The sequence below is a fragment of the Myxacorys chilensis genome, assembly GCF_059505265.1.
Genome location: NZ_JCACKG010000062.1, coordinates 1 through 21,966 on the forward strand (window position 1 = coordinate 1; position 21,966 = coordinate 21,966).

Sequence of the window (21,966 nt, forward strand, 5' to 3'; positions counted from 1 at the left end):
CAGCCAACTCTGCGGCTTCCACTTGCGTGAAGCCCTGTTCTCGTGCCGTCATATACACTTGAGTTTGATATGTTTTAATTTTTTCAGACACTCGGCGAGTCTCCATGTACCAATGGAACTCTTTCAGGGTGTCTTTTTTGTAGCTGTTGCTTCTCTCATGAGAGAAGCAGTCTTTTGGCGATCATCCGGAGAATGAAATCACTCGCCAATCCCCTGACATTCACCGCCAGCTTCTATTGTCATCCAACACACGCTAGTCAAAACTTATGCGCTTTAGCGCAAGGCTTTAGCTGCTACACATCTTCTGTTAGCGAGGTTGTTAGACGTTGAGAGGTAATTATGGAATTCTCGATGGAACGGAAGTTGATGGAATTTACGGCCCAGTGCGTCCTGCAACAACGAGTTAACTTGGGCTTTCAGCCCTGAAGGAACTTATGCACTTTCAGTGCATAGTGGTTTAGCCCCAAATATCGACGCAAAGCCATGTATCAGGAATTGCGTCGATATTTAGGCAAAATCTTCCACGACCTGGCGCGGCAGAAAGAGTGTCGGATCGAAGAAGGGCACCTGTGTGCGGATCATGTCACATGCTGATCTCGATTCCCCCCAAGTACTCAGTGTCGCAAGTGATAGGATTTATCAAAGGTAAAAGTACGTTTACCCCGAAGGGGGAACTACTTCGCAAAGCGATTGCCCGAAACTATGGTGGAAAACGGAAGAACTTCGTGGGACAGCATCTCTGGGCGCGAGGGTACTATGTTTCGACGGTAGGGCGGGATGAAGGAACCGTTCGTAAGTACATTCAGGAACAGGAGCAGGAAGACCAACGGATTGAACAGTTGCGGTTATCGGATGAATGATAGAGGCTAATCCGCTTTGAGCGGTTTCCCTTTCCAAACCTCCGGCTTTGCCAGAGGTTGGTGACTCAGATTCTAAAAGTTGAAAATCCCCAAGTTGAAAACATTGAAGGTATAGAACATTTAGCACTTAGCCACTGGATGGTATGTCCAATTCAGCTCGAGCCCACTGTCCTAAATTCGCGGCTGCCTCATACGTGCTTTGGAGGAAATGCAGCACAGCTGTATCTGGATCGGCAGCTCGTCGTACGGCTTCATACGGCAGAATGAACTCTTGCATCTCTGGGCTGTAAAAAGCTTCTTTCGGTTGAATTAAATACTCTTTGAATCCTTCCGGTGCTGGATAGGCATAAGCGTAGAACAGCGCTTCGGTTGAACCAGCTCCGAACCAGAAGCCGCAACTGCTGACTTCGTGGGAATATGCTTCTCGCGTGACCCAATCTGCCATGTTGGGCACACCCCCTGGATGCTCTGGTGCCCGTCGTCCAGAAAAGCGAGTCACCACCAGATCAAAGCTGCCCCAGAAGAAATGCACTGGGCTGCACTTGCCACCGTAGCGGGAGCGAAACACCTTCAGGATGCGATCGGCTTGCACCAGAATGTGCCAGAAGCGTTGAGCAGACTCTGGATCGTAAGCAGCATGTTGATCATCCTGCTCAAACGGAATCGGTTCAGCCACTTCTTGGGGCATCGTCCAGATCTGCACCTCAATGCCGATTTCGCTCAAGGTGTTCATGACGTCATGGTAAAAATCAGCTACCGATCGAGGAACGAGGGCAATACTTCTGGTTAAGCCATCGCTCGTCTCAATTTTGAGTTGGTGATCAAGAAAATCAAACGTGATTTGAAAGCTATGAACACCGTTAGGAATTGTTGAGGTTGTTAATCCGCGTGGCGTCACATATAGCGTCGAGTGCCACCAATGATTAATTTTAGGAGCTAAGACTAACCGAATTTTGCCGACAATCTGAGTCTACAGATGCAGGGTTTCGTAGGTGTCCTGCCAAGCTGAGACTGACAAGGGAAGCCAAAGATCGGTTGACGAACGATGAGCAGAAGTCGCCATGATATGAATTTCCGTGCTCAGAGTTGGCAGTAGATACGACAACCTTACCAGCATCAACGACAAACTATCTCAAGGTCTATCATTAATGTTTGTCATTCTGAGCCACCAGATTATGAGCGATTGGCAGAGTAATTAATGATGCTATTTTTTCAATACGGTATGCTGGGAATCAAAAAAAGATCGATCACTTCGCCTAAGCCAATTCCTAAACCAGCAATTGCGGCAAACCAGAGTAATATCTGATGTTGCTCAAATTGAGCAGAACGCATTTCAAGATCAGCCCAAAACGTCGCCACGACAGGGAGAAAAATTAACCCCAAGAACTGAAAATCGCTTACGAAGAGGATGAGACATAGGCTGATCGCCAAACTGATCGCTATGGTGATGAACAAGCTTTGAAAGCTAAACCATGACAATTGCTTGAGTAGAGGAGTTCCTTTTCCGATAGTTGTCAGCATTACAGCAATCACAGTTGCCCCAATGAGCCAAATAATGTGATGCACGGCTAAATACCATCCCAGGAAGGCATACGCTAACCACAGTGTTCCTAAAGCTAACCAAGGTATCCTACCAAGAGGTTCAGTATTCATGTAGTGTTAGCTCCAATGTGATTGATTAAGTAGTAGATGAATACACGAGCTTTCGATCACTGCAATATTACAAACGACTTTCTGAGTATGTAGTAACTATCGGTAGAGCTTACCGAATCTTTAGTTTCCATACATCCATCTTGATAAGTAATGACTGCGATTTCATCCTAGGTGGAATATCCAATTTTCTGCCTTGGCTAAGCGATCGCTCAATCTTTGAAAATTCTTAGACTTTGAGAATTCTCAGAACCACCCTCAACCGTTACTGTTAAAAGAAGTGATCGATAATTGCTTAATATATATAGTCATTTATTTGAACAACTTGACGATTCATTCATTATTTTAACGATAGGCTTAGGTTATTAAATGAAGACAAAAAGAAACTACTTTTATCTATCCGGTTTTATTGGTCTAGAGCAATTCCCGTCTTAATACAGTTTTTACAAGGAGATGAACATGAATAACAATGATAGTTACAACTTTGGCGTTAACTCTGGAACTCGCAACCACAAAGGCGCTTTTGTTCGGCACACAGCTTACAAGTTGATTGAAGTCAATGAAGCGGGTTGGGCTGTGATTTGTCAAGATCAAGCCACTTGTCACTACGTCGATCCTTCCAGTTTACGAGTAATCAATCATCCGGACGGAAATCGCGTAGGTCATTCTGTGTAATTGTCTACCTACGCGATCTCTGGAGCTTCGTCAAACGAATATAGCTAGCTGATAGAGAAGACCACGCCGAAATTTAAGACTTTGCAACTAAGCTAAATGGTTAGCGAGAGCACTGCTAAAGTCTTCGTAGGATTTAGCACCGACCACCGTTTCTGCCAACTCGCCTTGCTTGAAGATCATGACTGCGGGAATGCTGCGGATACCAAATCTTTTAGCAACAGGCTTGTTGGTATCGAGGTCTAGCTTAAAGACTTTAGCGCGATCGCGATACTCCTCTGCCAGTTGATCCATTAAAGGAGCAACTAGTTTGCACGGCCCACACCAAGTAGCTGTGCAGTCTACTACAAATAGTGGCTCGGTTTCTAGCAGCGTATCGAACTCAGCTTCATCTTGAATATAAGCAGCAGTCATGGGCTTTCCTACAAAAACAGCATTATCTCATAGTCGCACTCTGTAAGACGCCGACAAGCATGTAGACCTGTGGTTAGAATCGCGCATCGCCCTTGTAAAATACGCGGTTAATTGCCTCTTTGCGACACGCATCGAAGCTGATTAACAGGTCTACACGCTACCATCCGTAGGCTTGAGCTTTAATTGCAAAGGAGATTAGGGCGTGTGATTAATTGAGCCAAACGACAGCAGCAGCGAGATAGATTGCCTCCAGAAAGTTCCTTGCTCGCTTGTCGTAGCGCGTCGCAATGGCTCGATACTGCTTGAGCTTGGCAGAGAAGTTCTCAATCAAGTGGCGGGCTTTGTACAGCTCTTTGTCATACTGGCGCAGATGCTTACAGTTGCGGCGCGGCGAGATCACAGCGGTCTTTCCCTACGCTTGTAGTGGCTCAATCACTCGCTCATCGGCATCGTAAGCTTTATCCCCAAGCACAGTGTCGGCAACCACAGCGGGTAGTAGCTGGTCGGTGCCGTCCAAATCGCTGCTTTATCCTGGGGTGAGGTGAAAGCTGACCGGGTTGCCCAACGCATCTACTACGGCATGAATCTTCGTGCTCAGTCCCCCTTTGCTGCGACCAATTGCTTCTGATTCTGGCTCCCCCCTTTTGCCCCCGCACTGTGCTGGTGAGCGCGCACAATCGTGGAGTCTATCATCGCGTATTCGTTGTCCGCATCGTCTGCTAAGTGTTGAAACACTCGCTCCCACACCCTCTTTGACCAGCGACTAAAGCGGGTGTGCACCACTCGAAAGTCGCCGAATCGCTCTGGCAAATCTCGCCAAGGAATGCCGGCTCGGTAGCGATACAGCACCGCTTCGACAAACAACCGATTGTCCTTTGCCATCACGCCCACAGACCCTTCACGTCCGGGCAGGAAATCTTTGATTCGCTCCCACTGGTCATCTCGCAGTGCGTATCGTCGAGGTGTCATGAGGTCTCTGCTCTTTTCATCTCTTGGTTTTCTGCTTCCAGTTTAACTATTTGATGGCACGCTCTAGACATTCTGATCAAGGATTTGCTGCTAACTAGATTTACAAGTAATTCTTTACGAATCTTGTATCTCTGTGGAGGCTTTGTCTTCAACTTCAACCCAGGAAAGCCCAAGGAATTGACACTCGGCATCCTACAAGTTCTGCGCCAGAGCTATCACAGCGTCAACGAGCCAAACATTCACTTCTTTAAACGAAAAGAAGCCCTCGAAATCTTGAGGGCTTCCTGAAAGGCCCACTGGACTTGAATTTTAAAACGGAGAGAGAGGGATTCGAACCCTCGGTAAAGTTACCCCTACACAGCATTTCCAGTGCTGCGCCTTCAACCACTCGGCCATCTCTCCAGATGGAACTGTATTTACAGTCATTAAGAATCAATATTAGCAGAAGTTGCCTCATACTGAATAAAGAACGAAAAAATTCTATCGTTATGACCGAGTTTTATACTGTCCGCGTTCATCATCGTCAAACCGGAACCAACTTTAGCTTTCGTGTGCCCAGCGATCGCTACATTTTGCACTCTGGTGAGCAGCAAGGCGTCGAGCTACCGTTCTCTTGTCGCAACGGAGCCTGTACCACATGTGCAGTTAAAGTTCTATCCGGTGACCTGTATCAACCCGAAGCAGTAGGACTGTCTCCCGACTTGCAGCGTCAAGGCTATGCGCTATTGTGCGTCAGCTATGCCCGTTCTGACCTGGAGGTCGAAACTCAAGATGAAGATGAGGTGTACGAGCTTCAGTTTGGGCGATTTTTTGGCAAAGGAAAAGTAACGCGAGGACTGCCGCTTGATGAGGATTAAGGAAAACTCTAGCGATCGCAAGTCGCCTCTGTAGCCTAGAGATGCAGGCAACCTACTACCAAAATGGTAGACTTGCTTTCGATCTTGTGTTCTTTAAACTCACGTTCTCTAACTTCAATGGTTCAACCTTCGCCAGGTCAACTTCAAGTCTTTCTCGACATCGCGACCGAGGCAGCGTCGTGTGCTGGTGCCGTTCTGCAAACTCACTGGGGCAAGTTAGAACACATTCGGGAGAAAGGGCGTCCGGGAGATTTAGTCACCGAAGCCGACAAAGCGGCAGAGATGGCAATTCTAGACGTGCTGCGACGGCACGTTCCAGAGCATTCCATCCTAGCGGAAGAGTCTGGGCAATTTGATAATACTCAAAGTGAATACCTATGGGCAATTGATCCGCTTGACGGAACTACCAACTACGCCCATCAATATCCCTTCTTCGCAGTATCAGTTGGACTGCTAATTAACGGCGTGCCTCACGTGGGCGTCGTCTTCGATCCGATTCACAATGACCTGTTTCGCGCCGCCAAGGGATTAGGAGCAACCTGCAACCGTCAGCCGATCCGCGTGTCACAAACGGCAGATTTAGAGCGGAGTTTGCTTGTGACAGGATTCGCTTACGATCGCCGCCAAACCTCGGATACAAATTACCCTGAGTTCTGTCATCTTACGCATTTAACTCAGGGCGTTCGACGAGACGGAGCGGCGGCGCTTGATTTAGCGTATATCGCGTCTGGACGATTAGACGGCTACTGGGAACGCGGACTCTCGACTTGGGATAGCGCGGCGGGGGTGGTGTTGGTGAGAGAAGCCGGGGGGGAAGTCACAGCGTACGATCGCACTCCCTTTGACTTCGCTTCTGGTCGCATCTTAGCAACCAACGGACAGATCCACGAAGCCCTTAGCCGCGAACTGATGCACGTCAAACAAGTGTCTTAACTACTGTCTTAAAATGCGTTATCCCTACTGATTTTTAAGGAACTATAAAGAGTGAGGAGCAGTGGGAAAGGGTCTTTCCCCTCACCTCTTTCCCCCACCCAGAATAGAGTCCATAGCAGAACAGGTAGACAACACGAACATGAGCTTTCAAATTAATCGGGGTTTATTCACGCTGGACATGAGTGACTACCACGCGATTTTGGGCGTGTCCGTCGAGTCCGACGTGAAAGACATTCGGAAGAACTACTTAAAAATCGCCCGGCGTCTCCATCCAGATAGCTGCACTGCTGACACCGAACACGCCAAACAGCTTGCCGCGCAACTGCTTTCAAAGCTAGTGAATCCAGCGTGGGAAAAGCTCTCTCAGGAGAAGAACCGCACCGAACACGAGTTGTTACTCAAGCTCAAAGGACAGGCAGCGGCTCGCAAGCGTCATGAGATTGAGCTAATGAGCAGCGTGGCGCAACAAATGCTTAAAGCTGGCAATCCTGACCAATTTTATCGGTCTGCTTTGCAAGATTTAGCAGAACGTCAGTTTCAGCACCTCGATCAAGTCCCAGAAATGGTGGCGCAATTGAGTGAATTGAACATGGCCTATCTAATGCGCCGAACGGGTTTAGATGAAACAACGAGTGGAACCAAAACAACCTACACCGGAGCGTCTGCCACGTCTTCACCCACATCTTCACCCACGGGAGCATCGACAGGAGCGTCTACAACAGTCGTGCCTGCAAAGCCTTCAGAGTCGGTTGCTGATCAATATTATCGGCGGGCAGAAAATTTCATGGCTAAAGGAAATTTTGCTCAAGCCACACTAGAATTGCGCGATGCCCTAAAACTTGAACCCAATAACAGCCGATGCCATAGTCTAATGGGAATGGTGTATTTGCGGCAAAATCAAGCGACAATGGCAAAAATCCATTTCAACAAAGCCCTAGCGCTCAATCCTGACGATCCGATCGCGATCGAGGGAAAGCAAAAAGTTGATCCGGCTCCATCGACTTCCCAAAGTGCGGCAAAACCTGGTAAGAACGATCGTAACCTCAAGTCTAATAGCGGACTGTTTAGCAGTCTATTTAGTGGAAAGAAAAAATAATGGTTTATCAGCCCCCAGCAGGCGCACGCGATTTATTGCCCCTCGATGTTGCCCAAAAACACTGGCTTGAAGAACGCTTGCAGCAGGTGTTTCATCGCTGGGGCTATCACCGCATTATCACCTCCACGTTAGAGCGATTAGATACTCTTATGGCGGGCGGCGCGATCGCACGCTCAACGGTGATCCAACTCCAGCACCTTGACGATGAACCTCTGGGTTTGCGTCCAGAGTTCACCGCGTCGATCGCACGAGCGGCCATTACACGGATGGCAGGCAGCACCTATCCGCAGCGGCTCTACTACAATGCCAACGTGTTTCGCCGATCGCAAGAAGGCGATCACACGCGGCAGCAGGAGTTTTATCAAGCAGGTGTCGAGTTGCTGGGTATGGGCGGACTGTTGGCAGATGCAGAAGTATTAATGCTGCTGATGGATTGCCTAAAAAATCTGAATTTATCGGGACATTTGGTGTTAGGCGAAGCAGGGCTAACGCGATCGCTGCTGTCTATTTTTCCAGACACGTTACGCGACACCGTTCGTTACGCGATCGCCAATTTAGATCGGATTGCCCTAGAAACAATGTCAATGTCAGAGGACTTGCGCGATCGCGCCCTGACACTGCTCGATTTGCGCGGTGCTCCTGCCAATGTCTTGCAAAAAGTGGGTCAACTGCCGCTCAATTCATCGCAACAAGAAACCGTTCGCAATCTAAAGTCGTTAATCGATCTGTTGCAAGACAGCCAAGCGGAAGTGCCGATCGTGCTGGATCTGAGCCTGATTCGCACGTTCGACTACTACACCGGAATCGTGTTTGAAGTCGTCGGTCAGTCAGCGTCAGGCCAAACCTTGATCGGGCAGGGCGGACGCTACGATCAGCTTCTCGGGCTATACCATCCCCAAGGCGAATCACTGCCGGGGATCGGATTTTCGCTTCAGCTTGAAGCCCTGCATCAAATTTTGCTGTCGTCAGGACAACTGCCAACCAAAGGACCTACAAGCGATTGGCTTGTTGTTTCGGAGACGTCGCAGACCCATGCGATCGCTTTTACTCACGCTCAAAAGCTGCGAGACTCATCCGATCTCGTTCGGGTCGAGATGGACTTAAGCGGCCACGATCACGATCAGATTCGAGAGTATGCCCGGGGTCGTCGCATTCCTCAAATTGCCTGGATCGAGTCTGATGGTTCCGCCGCGATCGAACGGGTGAATTAAGGAACAGGAACGATACAATAAATCTTTGGGCTACCCGATGTTAGAAGATTCTCTTCTTTCCTCGCGAAGCGGGGCATCGCCCTCCCTCCTTCCTCTTCCTTCATCCCTAACGAACCCCTGTGTCTCATACGATTGTTACCAACATCTGCGAAGGCGTCGCCGACTGTGTCGATGCTTGTCCTGTCGCGTGCATCCATCCAGGCCCTAGCAAAAACACCAAAGGAACAGACTGGTACTGGATTGACTTTTCAACGTGTATTGATTGTGGAATTTGTTTGCAAGTTTGTCCGGTTGAAGGCGCGATCGTGCCCGAAGAACGCCCCGATTTGCAAAGCACACCGCAGTAAATTTATTCGTAAACACTAATGCAGGAGTAACGTTCAGTGTATGAATCATTGATCGGTTGCTCCTTGCTTACCTCTAACCGCTATGACCTCTAACTGCTATGACAACCACGACTGCCCTGCTTGACGTTCAAGATGTTCACGCTGGCTACATCAAGGATTTGAACATTCTGCAAGGCGTTAATATGCGGGTGTATCCTGGCGAGTTAGTTGCCATTATTGGCCCCAACGGAGCGGGTAAATCAACCCTTGCCAAAACAATCTTCGGACTACTGACTCCAAACACAGGTAGCATTCAGTTCAAGGGACAAGCGATCGGGGGGCTGAAGTCGGATCAAATTGTGCGGCGAGGCATGTGCTACGTTCCGCAACTGGCGAATGTATTTCCGTCGCTGAGTGTGGAAGAAAATTTAGAAATGGGCGCATTTGTGCGAGATGTTGCTCTTCAACCGCTCAAGGATGATATTTTTGCTCGGTTTCCGAGATTGGCAGAACGCCGCAAGCAGCGAGCCGGAACGCTTTCAGGAGGAGAGCGCCAGATGTTAGCCTTGGGCAAGGCGCTGATGCTCAAACCAAATCTGTTGTTGCTCGATGAACCGTCTGCCGCTTTGTCTCCCATTCTGGTGAGTGCGGTGTTCGAGCAAATCAAGCAGATTAATCAGGATGGAACAGCGATCGTACTGGTTGAGCAAAACGCCCGCAAAGCGTTAGAAATGGCAGATCGAGGCTATGTTTTAGAAGCAGGGCGCGATCGCTTTGAAGGCGCAGGCTCGGACTTACTCAATAATCCAAAAGTCGGTGAACTCTATTTAGGAGCAGGCAAAGCTCATTAGCGATTGGTCTGCCTTCTAGGGGTTCTGTCGGTTGGCAACGAGAAACCTGCACAAACGTCTTGTATGTGTTGCAGCGAAGCCATGTTTACGATTCGGTTGACATCGCGGTTTGTACAGCTTTCATGCTCGCCGCTTGGTAAACGGCTTTAAAGTATTCCATGACCGCTTGAGTTTCCGCTGCATCCGCTTTCAACGGAATGGAACCTAACACATCTAAAATTGTCTCACTGGTTGGTGGAGGCGTGATGACAATGAGCGATGGTTCGAGCTGCTCTTGGTACTCCCAAAAGCGATCGCAGTTCAAAGGTGTAGGTCGAGGCGTCTGTGAGACAGGCACAGTTTCATCCGACGGTGCTGCGGTTCCATTGGAGTTGCGCTCTGCGCTAATCGCGTCTCCCGCTCCCCGAATTTGGCGCAAGTCAGCAATAATTTGTTCTTTCGTTCGTCCTCTCAGTTGAAATAACACAAACGGATCTTCACTAAAGCGATCGCCGAGTAAGTAATAGACTGCGCCAATGTGTTTACACGGATTCGCTGGATCAGGACACGAACAGCGGCTGTGAATATCAAATTTATTGAAGGGAAATAGGCTCAATCCGTTTGCCGTAAAGACATCTTCAATATTTTGCGGCATTTCTCCCGCTAAAAGTTTTGCCGAGAAGATCGCGCGTTCTGCCATCGATTCAACAACATAACTCCATTGCTCATCGCTAAACGGATCGAGCGATAGAGAGACGTGGTAAGGTTCGGGAGCCGTGCCTTGAACGGCGGCGGTTACTTTTGCGCCTTCAAACTCAAGACTCAACACATTTCCTTCTCTAGCGTAGGTTCGCGCTCTGGCTAAGCGACGAATCCAGCCAAAGGATTCGAGAACATCGATCCAACGCTGTGCCCACCATTCGCGGCTTGGTTGAGAGTAGGAGTCAGTCATGAGGGATGAGGGATGAGGGATGAGGGATGAAAATGTAGTTTGTGAAAGCTAACTTAGGCTCACCGTACAAGCACTTTAACTTCTCAATAACGCCCGAAACCCGGCTTGATGAAAATGGTCGTCTGCCGTTAGCGCATCTGTCATTTCCCGATTCTGCATCACAATGAATGAGACACAATCAGCTAATCCCCACTCTTTGTCTTCTCGGCGTTTGAATAGATTGAACGCCGTCATATATAACTCGTTCGTCAATTCAACTACTTCAACGTTTGGATCGGCGTTAGGGGATTCAAGAAGCTGGATTGCTGAAACTCTATATCTTTGTTTGGAGAGTGCATTTCCAATTTCTAGCAGTATTGCCTGGGTTGTTACCAAATGAGTTTTCTTGGCCTCAATTTGGTCAGCAAGCCGAATCGCCCTTATGTGGTTCTGATCCGTAGTAGAAGACAGGGCGATGGCGAAAGAGGTGTCTAGGAAGACTTCAATCATTACCTGAAACGCTTTCGCCATAAAAATGCTGGTCGATCTTCACTGACCAGTCTGGCTCACCCTGCAAACGCAAAGATTTAGCGGTTTGAAGAAACGACTTTGGTTGTTCCTCTGAACCGGGTGACACTGTTTCAACCGTAATCTGAACTCGTGTACCAGCTTCCAAATTCAAAGGCACTTGAGGATGTAGAGCGATACCATCAAAGACGGCTTCGAGGGCTTGAATCATCATAGCGTTTCACTATCTACAATCTGTCTTAAAGTATAGCCCGCCCTTGTAGTTAAGCTTTAGAGAACTGGCAAGAACTATGCTCGGTTGTTCCAAACCAGTTATTAACTAACCTCTGTATTAAGAACACAACCTATAGAAAAATCACGATAACGCCCCGCTTCACCCGCCGTTAGTGAACTCTCGCTCTCAACAGACTAATTTTATACGGTCGGTGTGCAAGCGGATTGTTAGATGCGTGCTACGGCATTACAGACCTGAGGAATGAGAATACTTCGCTTCCCCAGACCTGTTCTCCTCGCACACAAAAACTATGTCCATCAGCCTGGGTTTTACCAAATTTAGGAAAGATTAATAACTTATGTGGTTTATTTGTCTTTTCAAGTTCTTTTACCATCGTTTTTGTGGGGTTCAAATCATAGTCATTTTTCGCTTGAATGAGAAGAATTGGAACAGTAGCTGATTGGACTGCTTGGATTAAACGTGATCGCAGCTCAGGAACTTTCGACCAACTCATTGCTGCTGGAGCAAAGGTGATGGTTCCCCGTAGTCCAAGTTGCTTTTCCGTTGCGAGTACAGTTTGAATTCCTCCAAAAGAACAACCTGCCATCGCAATTCTGTTTGAATCAACATAAGGAAGTTGCTTGAGGTAGGATAAGGCAGCAATCACATCCTCTTGATGAGTTTCTTGAAGCTCAACAAACTTTTTCCCTCTTGTGAACTCTGGCTCCTGACGAATCAAATCCATAATGTACTCGCTTTGATCGCTGGAACTGCCTTGACCACGACGGTGCGGCACAAATACAACATAACCCCTATTGACAAAGGGTTTTGCCATCAACTTGCCTGACTTGGGATATTGTTCGCTACCATGATTCCACAGAATTGCTGGGTAAAGACCATCACCTTCCGGTTTATGGACAAACCCATGTAATGTCAGCTTGCCACTTGAGAATGTTATTTCTTCAGGCTTAGCCAGAGGCATCAACTCTTCTAACTGCTTCGCTATTAAGCTTTGGGTAAAACCGACCGTGGACAGCAGAAGCAATCCAAGAGTTTGAAGTTGCCGAATGAGAGGAACTTGAAAAAGGCTCATTTGCTTGCTTGTTCATGATGTCGATTTTTACAGCTTAGTCTTCAGCAACCATGAGCATCTAACAATAGATTTAGCAGTTCTAGTTTTATTCTTCGATGATAGCGCTGCGATCGAGTAATAGTAGGTTTCGCAGTTGGTCGGTGTTCAGCTCGGTTAGCCAATTCTCACCTGTTCCGACCACTTGTTCAGCTAACGCCTTTTTGCTCTCAATCATCTCGTGAATCCGCTCCTCTAGCGTTCCAGTACAGACGAATTTGTGAATTTGCACATTGCGAGTTTGTCCAATCCGAAAGACGCGATCGCTGGCCTGATTTTCGACCGCCGGATTCCACCACCGATCGAAATGAAACACATGATTGGCGCGAGTCAAATTCAATCCGACGCCGCCCGCTTTGAGCGACAACAGAAAGATGCGTGGGCCTTGCGGGTCGTGCTGAAACCGATCGATCATCGCTTCTCGCTGTTTCTTCGATGTTCCGCCATATAAGAACAACACTTCTCGCTCTAGTTGCCCTTCTAAATGCGATTTGAGAAGTTTGCCCCATTCTGCAAATTGCGTGAAGACAATCGCGCGATCGCCCTCGGCCACCGCTTCATCTAACATCTCGTCTAAGCGCTGCAACTTCGCAGATTGATTCCGAAACGGTCGGGTCGACGCATTTCCTTCAGCATTGACTAACACGGGATGATTGCAAACTTGCTTTAACTTCGTTAGCAATGCCAAAATAATTCCTTTCCGTTGGATTCCTTGAGCCGATTCAATTTCTTCTAGTGATCGATCGACAATGGCTTGATACAACGCTGCTTGCTCAGCAGATAATCCACAAAAGACGGTCATCTCTTGCTTTTCGGGCAAGTCTTGGATGATCGTGCGATCGCTCTTGAGCCGTCGCAAAATAAAGGGCTGAACCAGCGATCGTAAGGTCTGTAACGAAGTCGAATCGCCGTAGCGCTCAATCGGAATTGCAAATCGACGCTGAAAGAAATTCTTTGGGCCCAAATACCCTGGATTAAGAAAATCTAAGATCGACCACAGTTCCGACAGCCGATTCTCAACAGGCGTTCCAGTCAGCGCAATCCGAAAATCTGCTTCAAGCTGTCTCACCGCTTGCGATTGCTTTGCCTCTGGATTTTTAATATTTTGCGCTTCGTCTAACACAACGCCTTGCCATGCCACAGTGGTCAAGGATTTGAGATCCCGATTCAGCAGGGCATAACTTGTGATAATTAGCGCGTGTTGCTGTGCGGCTTTAGCAAACGCTTGTCCCTGAAGTCGCTTGTCGCCGTGATGCACGATCGCGCTCAGCGTTGGCGCAAACTTTTTCACTTCCCGTTCCCAGTTGCCCAAAACAGAGGTTGGACAAACTAACAAAATCGGTCGCTCTAAGAGGTTTTGTTGCTTCAGGTGCAGCAAGAACGCAATGAATTGAATTGTTTTACCGAGTCCCATGTCGTCTGCAAGACAAGCACCCAGCCCCCACTTCTCCAAAAAGGCTAACCACGCCACCCCGCGTGATTGATAGGCTCTCAATTCTCCTCGAAACTCCTTTGGTGTGGTAATCTCAGCCAGGGTTTGATTTCCAGTTAGTGCAGTGACTAGCTCTTGTAAGGCTCCAGAGGCTTCAAAGCTTACGACTGGAAGCTTCTCCATTGTTTGCGTATCACCCGTACTGATCCGCAAAGCATCTTCTAGCGATAGCGTAGTTTGATCTTTGCGAGCCGCAAAAAAGGATTGGGCAGAGCGAATGTCTTGCGATCGCAGTTCTACCCATTCCCCGTTAATCTCTACTAACGGCATGTTCTGCGCCACCAAGCGATCGAACTGCGCCTTTGACAAACTGTGTCCGCCAATCGACAACTCCCACTCAAAATTGAGCAAACTCTGCAATCCTAATCGGTCTTGCTTGCGCCGAGTCGAAGTCGAAGCTCGAATCTTTAGCCCCAGCCGATTTGCCCAGCCGCCACGCTCTGCCAAACTCGGCGGCAAAATTACGCCAAGTCCGCTATCTTGCAGCCGCCATGCCACATTCATAATGAAGTCATAGGCTTGCGTTGGCTCAAGCAGGCAGCGCTGCGGACGCACATCTTCTAAGCTCGATTCGATCAAAGGATACAACCGCGAGGCTAAGCCCAGCCCCATTAACAACGTCTCTTGAGGATGCTCGATCACGCGACCTGCGTAAATAAACCGCTCCACCGGATTTTGCCAAATCACAGGGGCACGAATGATCAAGTCAGCATCATCGACTGCTTGCAAGTAATACTCTAGAATCCAATCTCGTTGACCCAGGGCAGGTGGAACGAGCGCAAAACACACCCGAAACTGATCGGTCTGATAGTCCGCGATCGGAGCTTTCCAAGTCGCCAGTATGGGGGCTAACGAATCAACAGCAGAGCGATCAACGTCAGGGATTGAGCCTCTTAGTCCTTGCAGCCAAGATTTAATCGAACCTGTTCCGTTGGGTAACGGGGAGGCTGTGGCAGTTCCTCGGATCTGCTCGTCGATCATGTGATTAAGAAAATCAAGCAGTAGCGACTTCGGCTCAAGGGGTAACTGAATCGAGAGATCTTCCTGATCCGGCTGATAGGTGCGACAGATGGAGGGCATCTGCCGGACAAATTGCCTCAAACGCGCCTGATCAGTCGAGCTGTCAAGCAACACTTCCCACTGCGCGATCGCATGATCGTCCTCAACCATTAATTCTGGCAAAAACTTCGATCGCGCTAACAAATCTAATGCCCATCGCGCGATGTGTGACCAATACCGCAACTCGTCACTCAGAAACGTATCCTCTCCACTCGGCAATCCTAACGGCAGCGAATTCAAAAATTGAAACGCTTCTACTGGCGTTAAGCACAGCCCTTCAACCCGCCAAGGATGGAGAGTAATATCGGCAGACGCAAGCTCAGACGCTGATAAAAGTGGAACCAAATTATCGGTTGGCAATGCAATCACTTGAGTTTGCCACTCACCGATTGGCTCTGCTGCTCTCTTTCTTCCTCGTTTTGGCACGTCTTCAACCAGTTTGGCGAATGTAGGGAGGTTCAATCGCTTGCCATCATGAAGCGGTTTCAAGAACTCCAATAGATCTTTTTGATCCATCTCAAAAGGATGAATCAAAACTGTATTCGGTTCTGGCTGAACTGAATCATCTAGGCGTCGCCATGTCTCGCCCCACAAAAATAGACTCCCCTTCCTTGGGCTACCTCTGTCCTGACTTTGCAACCAGCTACCGTGTAAGACTGCCATTCGAGCTTCAAATCTCCGCGATGGGCTTCAAAAATGGGGAACGAAATTGTGTTGTATTAGACGCCCCAATCCTAATTTGACTCATGGAGCGACAGATGGTGACGATCCCGTGGCACTCCGCGATCGCAAAGTGCAAGTAGGCAACTCCATCTCACTGAGATCTTATCGAGCTACTTCAGCGTTCTAGTACTTCTGCTACAGACTGTAATGGGGAGCTAACCAGCCGCTTAAATAATTAATAAAAATTAAATTTCTACACAAATGGCAATCAGAGGAATGCAACCTAACGTGACACTAATCGCAATGTGTCTCACTAGACTTTAAACTTGCAGCAACACAAAGCCTTTCTAAATAATTCTACAGCATGAGCATCTTTGTCTGAGCTTGCGCGTGTGGCAAAAGCTTCTCTTCTCAACTCGATTCAAACCTTTCTAATAAGTCGATTTAGCGTGGCAAAACTGTAGGTGAGATGCGTGATTCTTCAACAATTGCCGACAAAGAAAGCTGCATTAATCTATCAGTGCTAGGATTGCCTCAGTAGGAAAAAAGAACAAGAAAGGAAAGGAACACTTCATGCAAGAGTTCGAGAAGTCAATATCCTTTGATGGTAGGGATATTCGACTCAAAGTTGGAATGTTAGCCCCCCAAGCCGGAGGATCGGTCTTAATTCAATCAGAAGATACGGCAGTTTTAGTGGCAGCAACCCGTGCGAGTGGGAGAGAAGGAATTGATTTCCTTCCATTGCTGGTTGATTACGAAGAGCGGATGTACGCTGGAGGACGCATCCCCGGTGGAATTTTCAAACGTGAAGGACGCCCCCCCGAAAAATCGGTCCTCACGAGCCGCTTGATTGACCGTCCGATGCGCCCCTTATTTCCGTCCTGGTTGCGTGATGATATCCAGGTTGTAGCCACGACTCTGTCTATGGACGAGCGCGTTCCCCCCGATGTATTAGCGGTTACGGGAGCCTCGATCGCAACGTTACTAGCCAAAATTCCGTTCAACGGGCCAATGGCAGCTGTGCGCGTCGGCTTAGTGGGCGACGATTTTATTATCAATCCCACGTTTGAGGAGATTGAAACGGGTGACTTAGATTTAGTAGTCGCCGGATCTCCAGATGGCGTGATCATGGTCGAAGCGCGATCAAATCAGCTACCCGAAGCTGACATGATTGAGGCGATCGATTTCGGATACGAAGCGGTGCGTGATCTCATTCAGGCTCAGCGCGAGTTTATCGCCGCCCTCGGCATTGAAATGGTTAAGGAAGAAGCCCCGAAAGCTGATCCGACGCTGGAAGATTTCATCCGCGATCGCGTCACGGCTCCGGTGAAAGAAGTCTTAGTCCGCTTTGAGAAAGATAAAACTATCCGCGACGCAGCGTTAGATGAAATCAAGGAAACGGTTGTTCAAGCGATCGCGGAACTGCCGGAAGACGACGCTGTGAAGGTGGCGGCAAGCGACAATCCAAAAGTGCTGAGCAACACCTTCAAGTCCGTTACCAAAGCCTTGATGCGGCGTCAAATCGTGGAAGACGGAATGCGCGTCGATGGTCGAAAGCTCGATGAGGTTCGCCCCATCTCTTGCTTCGCTGGTGTCTTGCCAAAGCGAGTTCACGGCACAGGTTTATTCAATCGCGGACTGACTCAAGTGCTGTCTATCGCTACTCTTGGCAGTCCGGGAGAGGCCCAAAATTTGTTGGATGATTTCCATCCCGATGCTCAGAAGCGCTACATCCACCACTACAATTTCCCGCCCTACTCTGTTGGTGAAACTCGCCCGATGCGATCGCCCGGTCGGCGCGAAATTGGTCACGGGGCATTGGCTGAGCGATCGCTGCTGCCCGTGCTTCCGCCCAAAGAAGAGTTCCCATACGTGATTCGCGTCGTTTCGGAGGTGCTATCCTCTAACGGTTCTACCTCGATGGGTTCGGTCTGTGCTTCAACGTTAGCGCTGATGGATGCTGGCGTTCCGATTATCAAGCCCGTGAGTGGTGCAGCAATGGGTCTGATCAAAGAAGGCGAAGAAATCCGCATCTTGACCGACATTCAAGGCATGGAAGACTTTTTGGGCGATATGGATTTCAAAGTCGCTGGAACCGATACAGGCATCAACGCGCTGCAACTTGATATGAAAATTACCGGGTTGCCGATGGAAGTGATTGCCGATGCAATTAATCAGGCAAAACCAGCGCGTCTGCACATTCTGAGCAAAATGCTCGAAGCAATCGACCAGCCTCGTGCGGAAATGTCACCCTATGCGCCTCGCCTCCTGACAATCAAAATTGATCCAGACATGATTGGTTTGGTGATTGGTCCGGGTGGTAAAACGATCAAAGGCATCACCGAAGAGACAGGGGCCAAGATCGACATTGATGATGATGGAACTGTGACGGTCTCTGCGATCGATGGTGAAAAAGCAAAACGCGCCAGAAGTATTATCCAAGGCATGACGCGCAAGCTAAATGCAGGTGATACGTTTGCAGGCAAGGTGACTCGAATCATCCCGATCGGAGCCTTTGTCGAATTCCTGCCGGGCAAGGAAGGCATGGTTCACATCTCACAACTTGCTGATCATCGGGTTGGCAAGGTTGAAGATGAAGTCGCCGTTGGAGATGAAGTCGTGGTCAAGATTCGAGAAATCGACAATCGCGGCAGAGTTAACCTAACTCGATTGGGTATCCATCCTGACGACGCGACTGCCGCTCGCGAAGTCGTGGCGGGTTAATTAACTCATCTAGTCAATTGATTACGCTCTCTAGCCATTGAGGTTGGGGAGCGATTTTTTTACAAGCTCTGAAGCGATCGCGAAACGCGACTTTGTTATCAAGGATCGGAATGCTGTATCGAGGAGGCCTATCGTGAACTCAATACAGCTAAGTTGTATCAAAGAATTTTTTGCGCGAACTCGATACCACCAAGCTGTATCAGAAAAGGTTTTGTACAAACTCGATGTGAGAGTGAGGGAATCGAGTTAGATCAATGCAAAACTCGATACAGGATGGTGCGATCTCAATACCCGTTGATCAATTTCGACAGGCGAGGTGCGAATACGACATGGAGCAGAGCGATTTCAAGAATGAGGTGTGCAAGCAACGATTAGATCGGCAAACTTCAAATTTAAAAATCTATAATAAATTTGTTCTTATTCTCTGATAATAAAGTGCAGCAAAATCAACAATCTGTAGGACAGAATCTTCTTGGATTTTCACTTCTTGCTTTGATAGGTGTTGCAATCTACTTAATGATGAAGATTGCCGCAGATTTACTCCTTGCCCTTGATCCTAGAGTTGCGGCTGCAATAGTTGCAGCCTCTGCAACCGTTCTTGTCTCTGTATTTTCAGTTCTTGTCTCTAAGTTTTTAGAGCGAAGAGCAAAAATTATCCAAGAGATCCGCGATAAGAAAATTCCAGTTTATGAAGAGCTAATTGATTTTGTTTTTAAAATTGTAAGATCAAGCAAAAAAGGTGAGCAACTTCCAGAAGATGAAGTGGAAGATTTCATGTTCAGCTTTACACAACAAGTTATAGTTTGGGGTTCAGATAGTGTTCTACACGCATTCTATAAGTTCAGACATAATGGTGACTCTGGTGATGGTCAGCAAGCTGTTCTTTGTATGGAAGAGTTACTACTAGCTATACGTAGAGATCTTGGTCATGGCAATAAAGGGCTATCTCAAGGTAAAATCTTAGGCTTGTTTATCAATGATTTTGATCAATACATGGATAAATCTTCCATGCTACAACCGTCAGCTAATAACCCACTGGGCTGAAGGAAGCCGACAATGGAGTCTCCAAGGTGATTTGCAGCCGCTGACTAGGAACGTTAGATAGTGCGTCGCTAATCTTGCAAATTGAATTGACACGAGAGAACTCAACAACTTCCTACACTCTTAGTCTTTATTGCTTTCGCTACTTTAGCGATCGTAAATCAGCACTTTGAAACTTTGGGGTAAACCTGACATGACCATTCCTGCAATCGAACTGCCAATGGAAAAAATTGCTGAGTTCTGCGATCGCTGGCAAGTCATCGAGTTTGCCCTCTTTGGTTCTGTTCTGCGCGACGACTTCCGCCCCGACAGCGACATTGATGTAATGGTGCAATTTCATCCAGAAGCCCATCCAACCTTGTTTGACTTAACTTACATGGAGGACGAATTAAAAATACTCTTTCAGCGTGACGTTGATTTGGTTACTCGCAAAGGCATCGAAACGAGCCGTAACTATCTGCGTCGAAAGGCCATTCTCTCCTCTGCTCAGGTGATTTATGGAACGCGATCTTCAATCTCTACTTGATATTTTGCAGTCTGCCCAAATCGTTATGAATTACATTGTTGGAAGATCGCGGGACGAATTAACCACCGATCTGCAATTTCAAGACGCCGTGATCCGCAGATTTTTGATCATTGGCGAAGCCTCAAAACGAGTTTCTGAAACAACTCGACAAACCTTGATCACAATCCCCTGGGTTGCAATTAATGGTATGAGAAATCGACTCATACATGAATACGACGAGATCGATCTAGATACTGTCTGGGATACCGCAGTAAATAGTTTACCAGCTTTGATTTTAGAGATAGAGAAAGTAGTCCCTCCTGATGAGTAGCTCGTTATTCTGCCAAATAGATCTAATAAAAAAGGGGCTGAGATCTCAGCCCCTTTTTTATTCACTTAACTAACTCAAACTAGTCAAGGTTAGGCATCGACAATACTGGTTCAGTCTCACGGTTGATTCCTCTTTCAAAACCAGCCACAGCAGCGCGAGCGCGACCCGCGTGCCACAAGTGACCGATCAAGAAGAAGAAACCAAGCACAAAGTGAGAACATGCTAACCAAGCACGAGGAGACACGTAGTTAAACGAGTTGATCTCCGTTGCCACACCACCTACTGAGTTCAAAGAACCCAAAGGCGCATGAGTCATGTACTCAGCCGCACGTCGTGCCTGCCAAGGCTGAATGTCATTCCGAATCTTGTTCAGATCCAGACCGTTAGGACCGCGCAGAGGCTCCAACCAAGGACCACGGAAGTCCCAGAAGCGCATGGTTTCACCACCAAAGATGATTTCACCCGTCGGCGATCGCATCAAGTACTTACCTAGGCCGGTCGGACCTTGAGCAGAACCCACGTTAGCACCCAACTTTTGGTCACGCACCAAGAAGGTCAACGCTTGAGCTTGAGATGCTTCTGGACCTGTCGGACCAAAGAACTCACTCGGATACGCCGTGTTGTTGTACCACACCATGATCGACGCGATGAAACCCATCAAGGACAACGCACCTAAGCTGTAGGAAAGATACGCTTCACCAGACCAAATTAACGCGCGTCGCGCCCAACCAAAAGGCTTGGTGAAGACGTGCCAGAGTCCGCCTGCGATGCAGATGAATCCAACCCAAATGTGACCTCCGATGATGTCCTCCATGTTATCCACGCTGATGATCCAGCCTTCGCCACCAAATGGAGCTTTGATTAGATAGCCAAAGATGGTTGCAGGATTCAGCGTCGGGTTTGTAATCACACGGACATCACCGCCACCGGGTGCCCAAGTGTCATACACACCACCAAAGAACATCGCTTTCAGAACCAACAGCAGCGCACCGCACCCTAACAGAATGAGGTGGTAGCCAATGATATTGGTCATCTGATTCTTATCCTTCCAGTCGTAGCCAAAGAAGGATGAATACTCTTCAAGCGTCTCAGGACCTCGGACAGCATGATAGATACCGCCAAGACCAAGAACCGCAGAAGAAATTAGGTGTAAAACACCTACCACAAAGTACGGGAAGGTATTGATTACTTCACCGCCAGGTCCTACACCCCATCCTAAAGTTGCAAGGTGGGGAAGAAGAATCAGACCCTGCTCATACATGGGCTTTTCAGGAATGAAGTGAGCAACCTCAAACAGAGTCATTGCTCCAGCCCAAAACACAATAAGACCTGAATGGGCAACGTGAGCACCCAGCAGCTTACCGGAAAGATTGATCAAACGTGCATTACCAGACCACCAAGCAAATCCAGAGGATGCCTGGTCGCGGTTACCTGCAAATGAGCCATTAGAGAGCGTTACCACGGGGAAGAACCTCCTCAGGGAATACAAAGCGTTCATGGGGCTGGTCTTGCGCCGCCATCCAAGCGCGAA

Annotated in this window: 20 protein-coding genes, 1 tRNA gene and 2 pseudogenes; 12 read left to right on the plus strand and 11 right to left on the minus strand. The window is 48.2% G+C overall.

The genetic code is table 11. The annotated features are described in order from the left end of the window. Nucleotides 1–456: 456 nt before the first annotated feature. Nucleotides 457–860: pseudogene (tnpA, locus tag AC5JLB_RS03270) on the plus strand (IS200/IS605 family transposase); the annotation flags it as partial. A gap of 127 nt (nucleotides 861–987) precedes the next feature. Here the strand turns inward: tnpA and AC5JLB_RS03275 are convergent. Together AC5JLB_RS03275 and AC5JLB_RS03280 are read right to left on the minus strand one after the other, a co-directional pair. Then, on the minus strand, nucleotides 988–1,824 hold the full coding sequence (locus AC5JLB_RS03275) for a DUF5996 family protein (protein ID WP_495872445.1): 837 nt from the start codon (nucleotides 1,822–1,824) through the stop codon (nucleotides 988–990). Nucleotides 1,825–2,072: 248 nt separating this feature from the next. Then, complete coding sequence (locus tag AC5JLB_RS03280) at nucleotides 2,073–2,513, minus strand: hypothetical protein (protein ID WP_495872428.1); 441 nt, start codon at nucleotides 2,511–2,513, stop codon at nucleotides 2,073–2,075. A 456-nt stretch (nucleotides 2,514–2,969) separates the two neighbouring features. On the opposite strand from AC5JLB_RS03280, the gene AC5JLB_RS03285 reads away from it, so the two are divergent. Continuing rightward, the gene (locus tag AC5JLB_RS03285) at nucleotides 2,970–3,185 is read left to right on the plus strand and encodes a hypothetical protein (RefSeq protein WP_495872429.1); all 216 of its coding nucleotides are present in this window, start codon (nucleotides 2,970–2,972) and stop codon (nucleotides 3,183–3,185) included. Nucleotides 3,186–3,272: 87 nt separating this feature from the next. Here AC5JLB_RS03285 and AC5JLB_RS03290 read toward each other — a convergent pair whose 3' ends face one another. The 3 genes and pseudogenes from AC5JLB_RS03290 to AC5JLB_RS03300 all read right to left on the minus strand — a co-directional run bounded on the left by AC5JLB_RS03290 (nucleotide 3,273) and on the right by AC5JLB_RS03300 (nucleotide 4,967). Further along, nucleotides 3,273–3,596, minus strand: a complete 324-nt coding sequence (locus tag AC5JLB_RS03290; protein ID WP_495872430.1) for a thioredoxin family protein — start codon at nucleotides 3,594–3,596, stop codon at nucleotides 3,273–3,275. 208 nt (nucleotides 3,597–3,804) lie between these two features. After that, a pseudogene (locus tag AC5JLB_RS03295) lies at nucleotides 3,805–4,565 on the minus strand (IS5 family transposase). A 315-nt stretch (nucleotides 4,566–4,880) separates the two neighbouring features. Further along, nucleotides 4,881–4,967 (minus strand) — tRNA-Ser (locus tag AC5JLB_RS03300). 86 nt (nucleotides 4,968–5,053) lie between these two features. On the opposite strand from AC5JLB_RS03300, the gene AC5JLB_RS03305 reads away from it, so the two are divergent. The 6 genes from AC5JLB_RS03305 to AC5JLB_RS03330 all read left to right on the plus strand — a co-directional run bounded on the left by AC5JLB_RS03305 (nucleotide 5,054) and on the right by AC5JLB_RS03330 (nucleotide 9,839). Next, the gene (locus AC5JLB_RS03305; RefSeq protein ID WP_495872431.1) at nucleotides 5,054–5,422 is read left to right on the plus strand and encodes a 2Fe-2S iron-sulfur cluster-binding protein; all 369 of its coding nucleotides are present in this window, start codon (nucleotides 5,054–5,056) and stop codon (nucleotides 5,420–5,422) included. Nucleotides 5,423–5,539: 117 nt separating this feature from the next. Beyond that, the gene (locus AC5JLB_RS03310) at nucleotides 5,540–6,355 is read left to right on the plus strand and encodes an inositol monophosphatase family protein (protein WP_495872432.1); all 816 of its coding nucleotides are present in this window, start codon (nucleotides 5,540–5,542) and stop codon (nucleotides 6,353–6,355) included. A 139-nt stretch (nucleotides 6,356–6,494) separates the two neighbouring features. Beyond that, nucleotides 6,495–7,451, plus strand: a complete 957-nt coding sequence (locus AC5JLB_RS03315) for a J domain-containing protein (protein WP_495872433.1) — start codon at nucleotides 6,495–6,497, stop codon at nucleotides 7,449–7,451. Then, nucleotides 7,451–8,662 carry an ATP phosphoribosyltransferase regulatory subunit gene (locus AC5JLB_RS03320; RefSeq protein WP_495872434.1) on the plus strand — a complete coding sequence of 404 codons (1,212 nt, stop codon included), beginning with the start codon at nucleotides 7,451–7,453 and terminating at the stop codon, nucleotides 8,660–8,662. The genes AC5JLB_RS03315 and AC5JLB_RS03320 overlap by 1 nt, the downstream gene beginning before the upstream one ends. Nucleotides 8,663–8,781: 119 nt before the next feature. Then, a complete protein-coding gene (locus AC5JLB_RS03325; protein ID WP_495692122.1) occupies nucleotides 8,782–9,009 on the plus strand; it encodes a ferredoxin family protein in 228 nt (75 codons plus the stop codon). A gap of 98 nt (nucleotides 9,010–9,107) precedes the next feature. After that, nucleotides 9,108–9,839 carry an ABC transporter ATP-binding protein gene (locus AC5JLB_RS03330; protein ID WP_495872435.1) on the plus strand — a complete coding sequence of 244 codons (732 nt, stop codon included), beginning with the start codon at nucleotides 9,108–9,110 and terminating at the stop codon, nucleotides 9,837–9,839. Nucleotides 9,840–9,924: 85 nt separating this feature from the next. Here AC5JLB_RS03330 and AC5JLB_RS03335 read toward each other — a convergent pair whose 3' ends face one another. The 5 genes from AC5JLB_RS03335 to AC5JLB_RS03355 all read right to left on the minus strand — a co-directional run bounded on the left by AC5JLB_RS03335 (nucleotide 9,925) and on the right by AC5JLB_RS03355 (nucleotide 15,834). Next, nucleotides 9,925–10,770, minus strand: a complete 846-nt coding sequence (locus AC5JLB_RS03335; protein ID WP_495872436.1) for an SWIM zinc finger family protein — start codon at nucleotides 10,768–10,770, stop codon at nucleotides 9,925–9,927. Between the two features lie 75 nt (nucleotides 10,771–10,845). Continuing rightward, complete coding sequence (locus AC5JLB_RS03340; protein ID WP_495872437.1) at nucleotides 10,846–11,280, minus strand: type II toxin-antitoxin system VapC family toxin; 435 nt, start codon at nucleotides 11,278–11,280, stop codon at nucleotides 10,846–10,848. Beyond that, the gene (locus AC5JLB_RS03345; protein WP_495872438.1) at nucleotides 11,252–11,491 is read right to left on the minus strand and encodes a hypothetical protein; all 240 of its coding nucleotides are present in this window, start codon (nucleotides 11,489–11,491) and stop codon (nucleotides 11,252–11,254) included. Before AC5JLB_RS03345 ends, AC5JLB_RS03340 begins: the two co-directional genes overlap by 29 nt. A gap of 238 nt (nucleotides 11,492–11,729) precedes the next feature. After that, entirely contained in the window at nucleotides 11,730–12,584 is an 855-nt protein-coding gene (locus AC5JLB_RS03350) for an alpha/beta hydrolase family protein (RefSeq protein ID WP_495872439.1), read from the minus strand. A gap of 85 nt (nucleotides 12,585–12,669) precedes the next feature. Further along, on the minus strand, nucleotides 12,670–15,834 hold the full coding sequence (locus AC5JLB_RS03355; protein WP_495872440.1) for a sll1366 family intein-prone helicase: 3,165 nt from the start codon (nucleotides 15,832–15,834) through the stop codon (nucleotides 12,670–12,672). Between the two features lie 573 nt (nucleotides 15,835–16,407). Here AC5JLB_RS03355 and AC5JLB_RS03360 point away from each other — a divergent pair. From AC5JLB_RS03360 to AC5JLB_RS03375, 4 genes are all read left to right on the plus strand, one after another. Further along, nucleotides 16,408–18,558: a polyribonucleotide nucleotidyltransferase gene (locus AC5JLB_RS03360; protein ID WP_495872441.1), complete on the plus strand. Its 2,151-nt coding sequence runs from the start codon at nucleotides 16,408–16,410 to the stop codon at nucleotides 18,556–18,558. A 435-nt stretch (nucleotides 18,559–18,993) separates the two neighbouring features. Beyond that, nucleotides 18,994–19,602, plus strand: coding sequence for a hypothetical protein (locus AC5JLB_RS03365; RefSeq protein ID WP_495872442.1), 609 nt, complete (start codon nucleotides 18,994–18,996; stop codon nucleotides 19,600–19,602). A gap of 190 nt (nucleotides 19,603–19,792) precedes the next feature. Continuing rightward, nucleotides 19,793–20,125, plus strand: a complete 333-nt coding sequence (locus AC5JLB_RS03370; protein WP_495872443.1) for a nucleotidyltransferase family protein — start codon at nucleotides 19,793–19,795, stop codon at nucleotides 20,123–20,125. After that, a complete protein-coding gene (locus AC5JLB_RS03375) occupies nucleotides 20,097–20,435 on the plus strand; it encodes a HepT-like ribonuclease domain-containing protein (protein ID WP_495872444.1) in 339 nt (112 codons plus the stop codon). The genes AC5JLB_RS03370 and AC5JLB_RS03375 overlap by 29 nt, the downstream gene beginning before the upstream one ends. A 79-nt stretch (nucleotides 20,436–20,514) precedes the next feature. Here the strand turns inward: AC5JLB_RS03375 and psbC are convergent, their stop codons facing one another. Further along, nucleotides 20,515–21,897, minus strand: a complete 1,383-nt coding sequence (psbC, locus tag AC5JLB_RS03380; protein ID WP_495872446.1) for a photosystem II reaction center protein CP43 — start codon at nucleotides 21,895–21,897, stop codon at nucleotides 20,515–20,517. Nucleotides 21,898–21,966 lie beyond the last annotated feature (69 nt).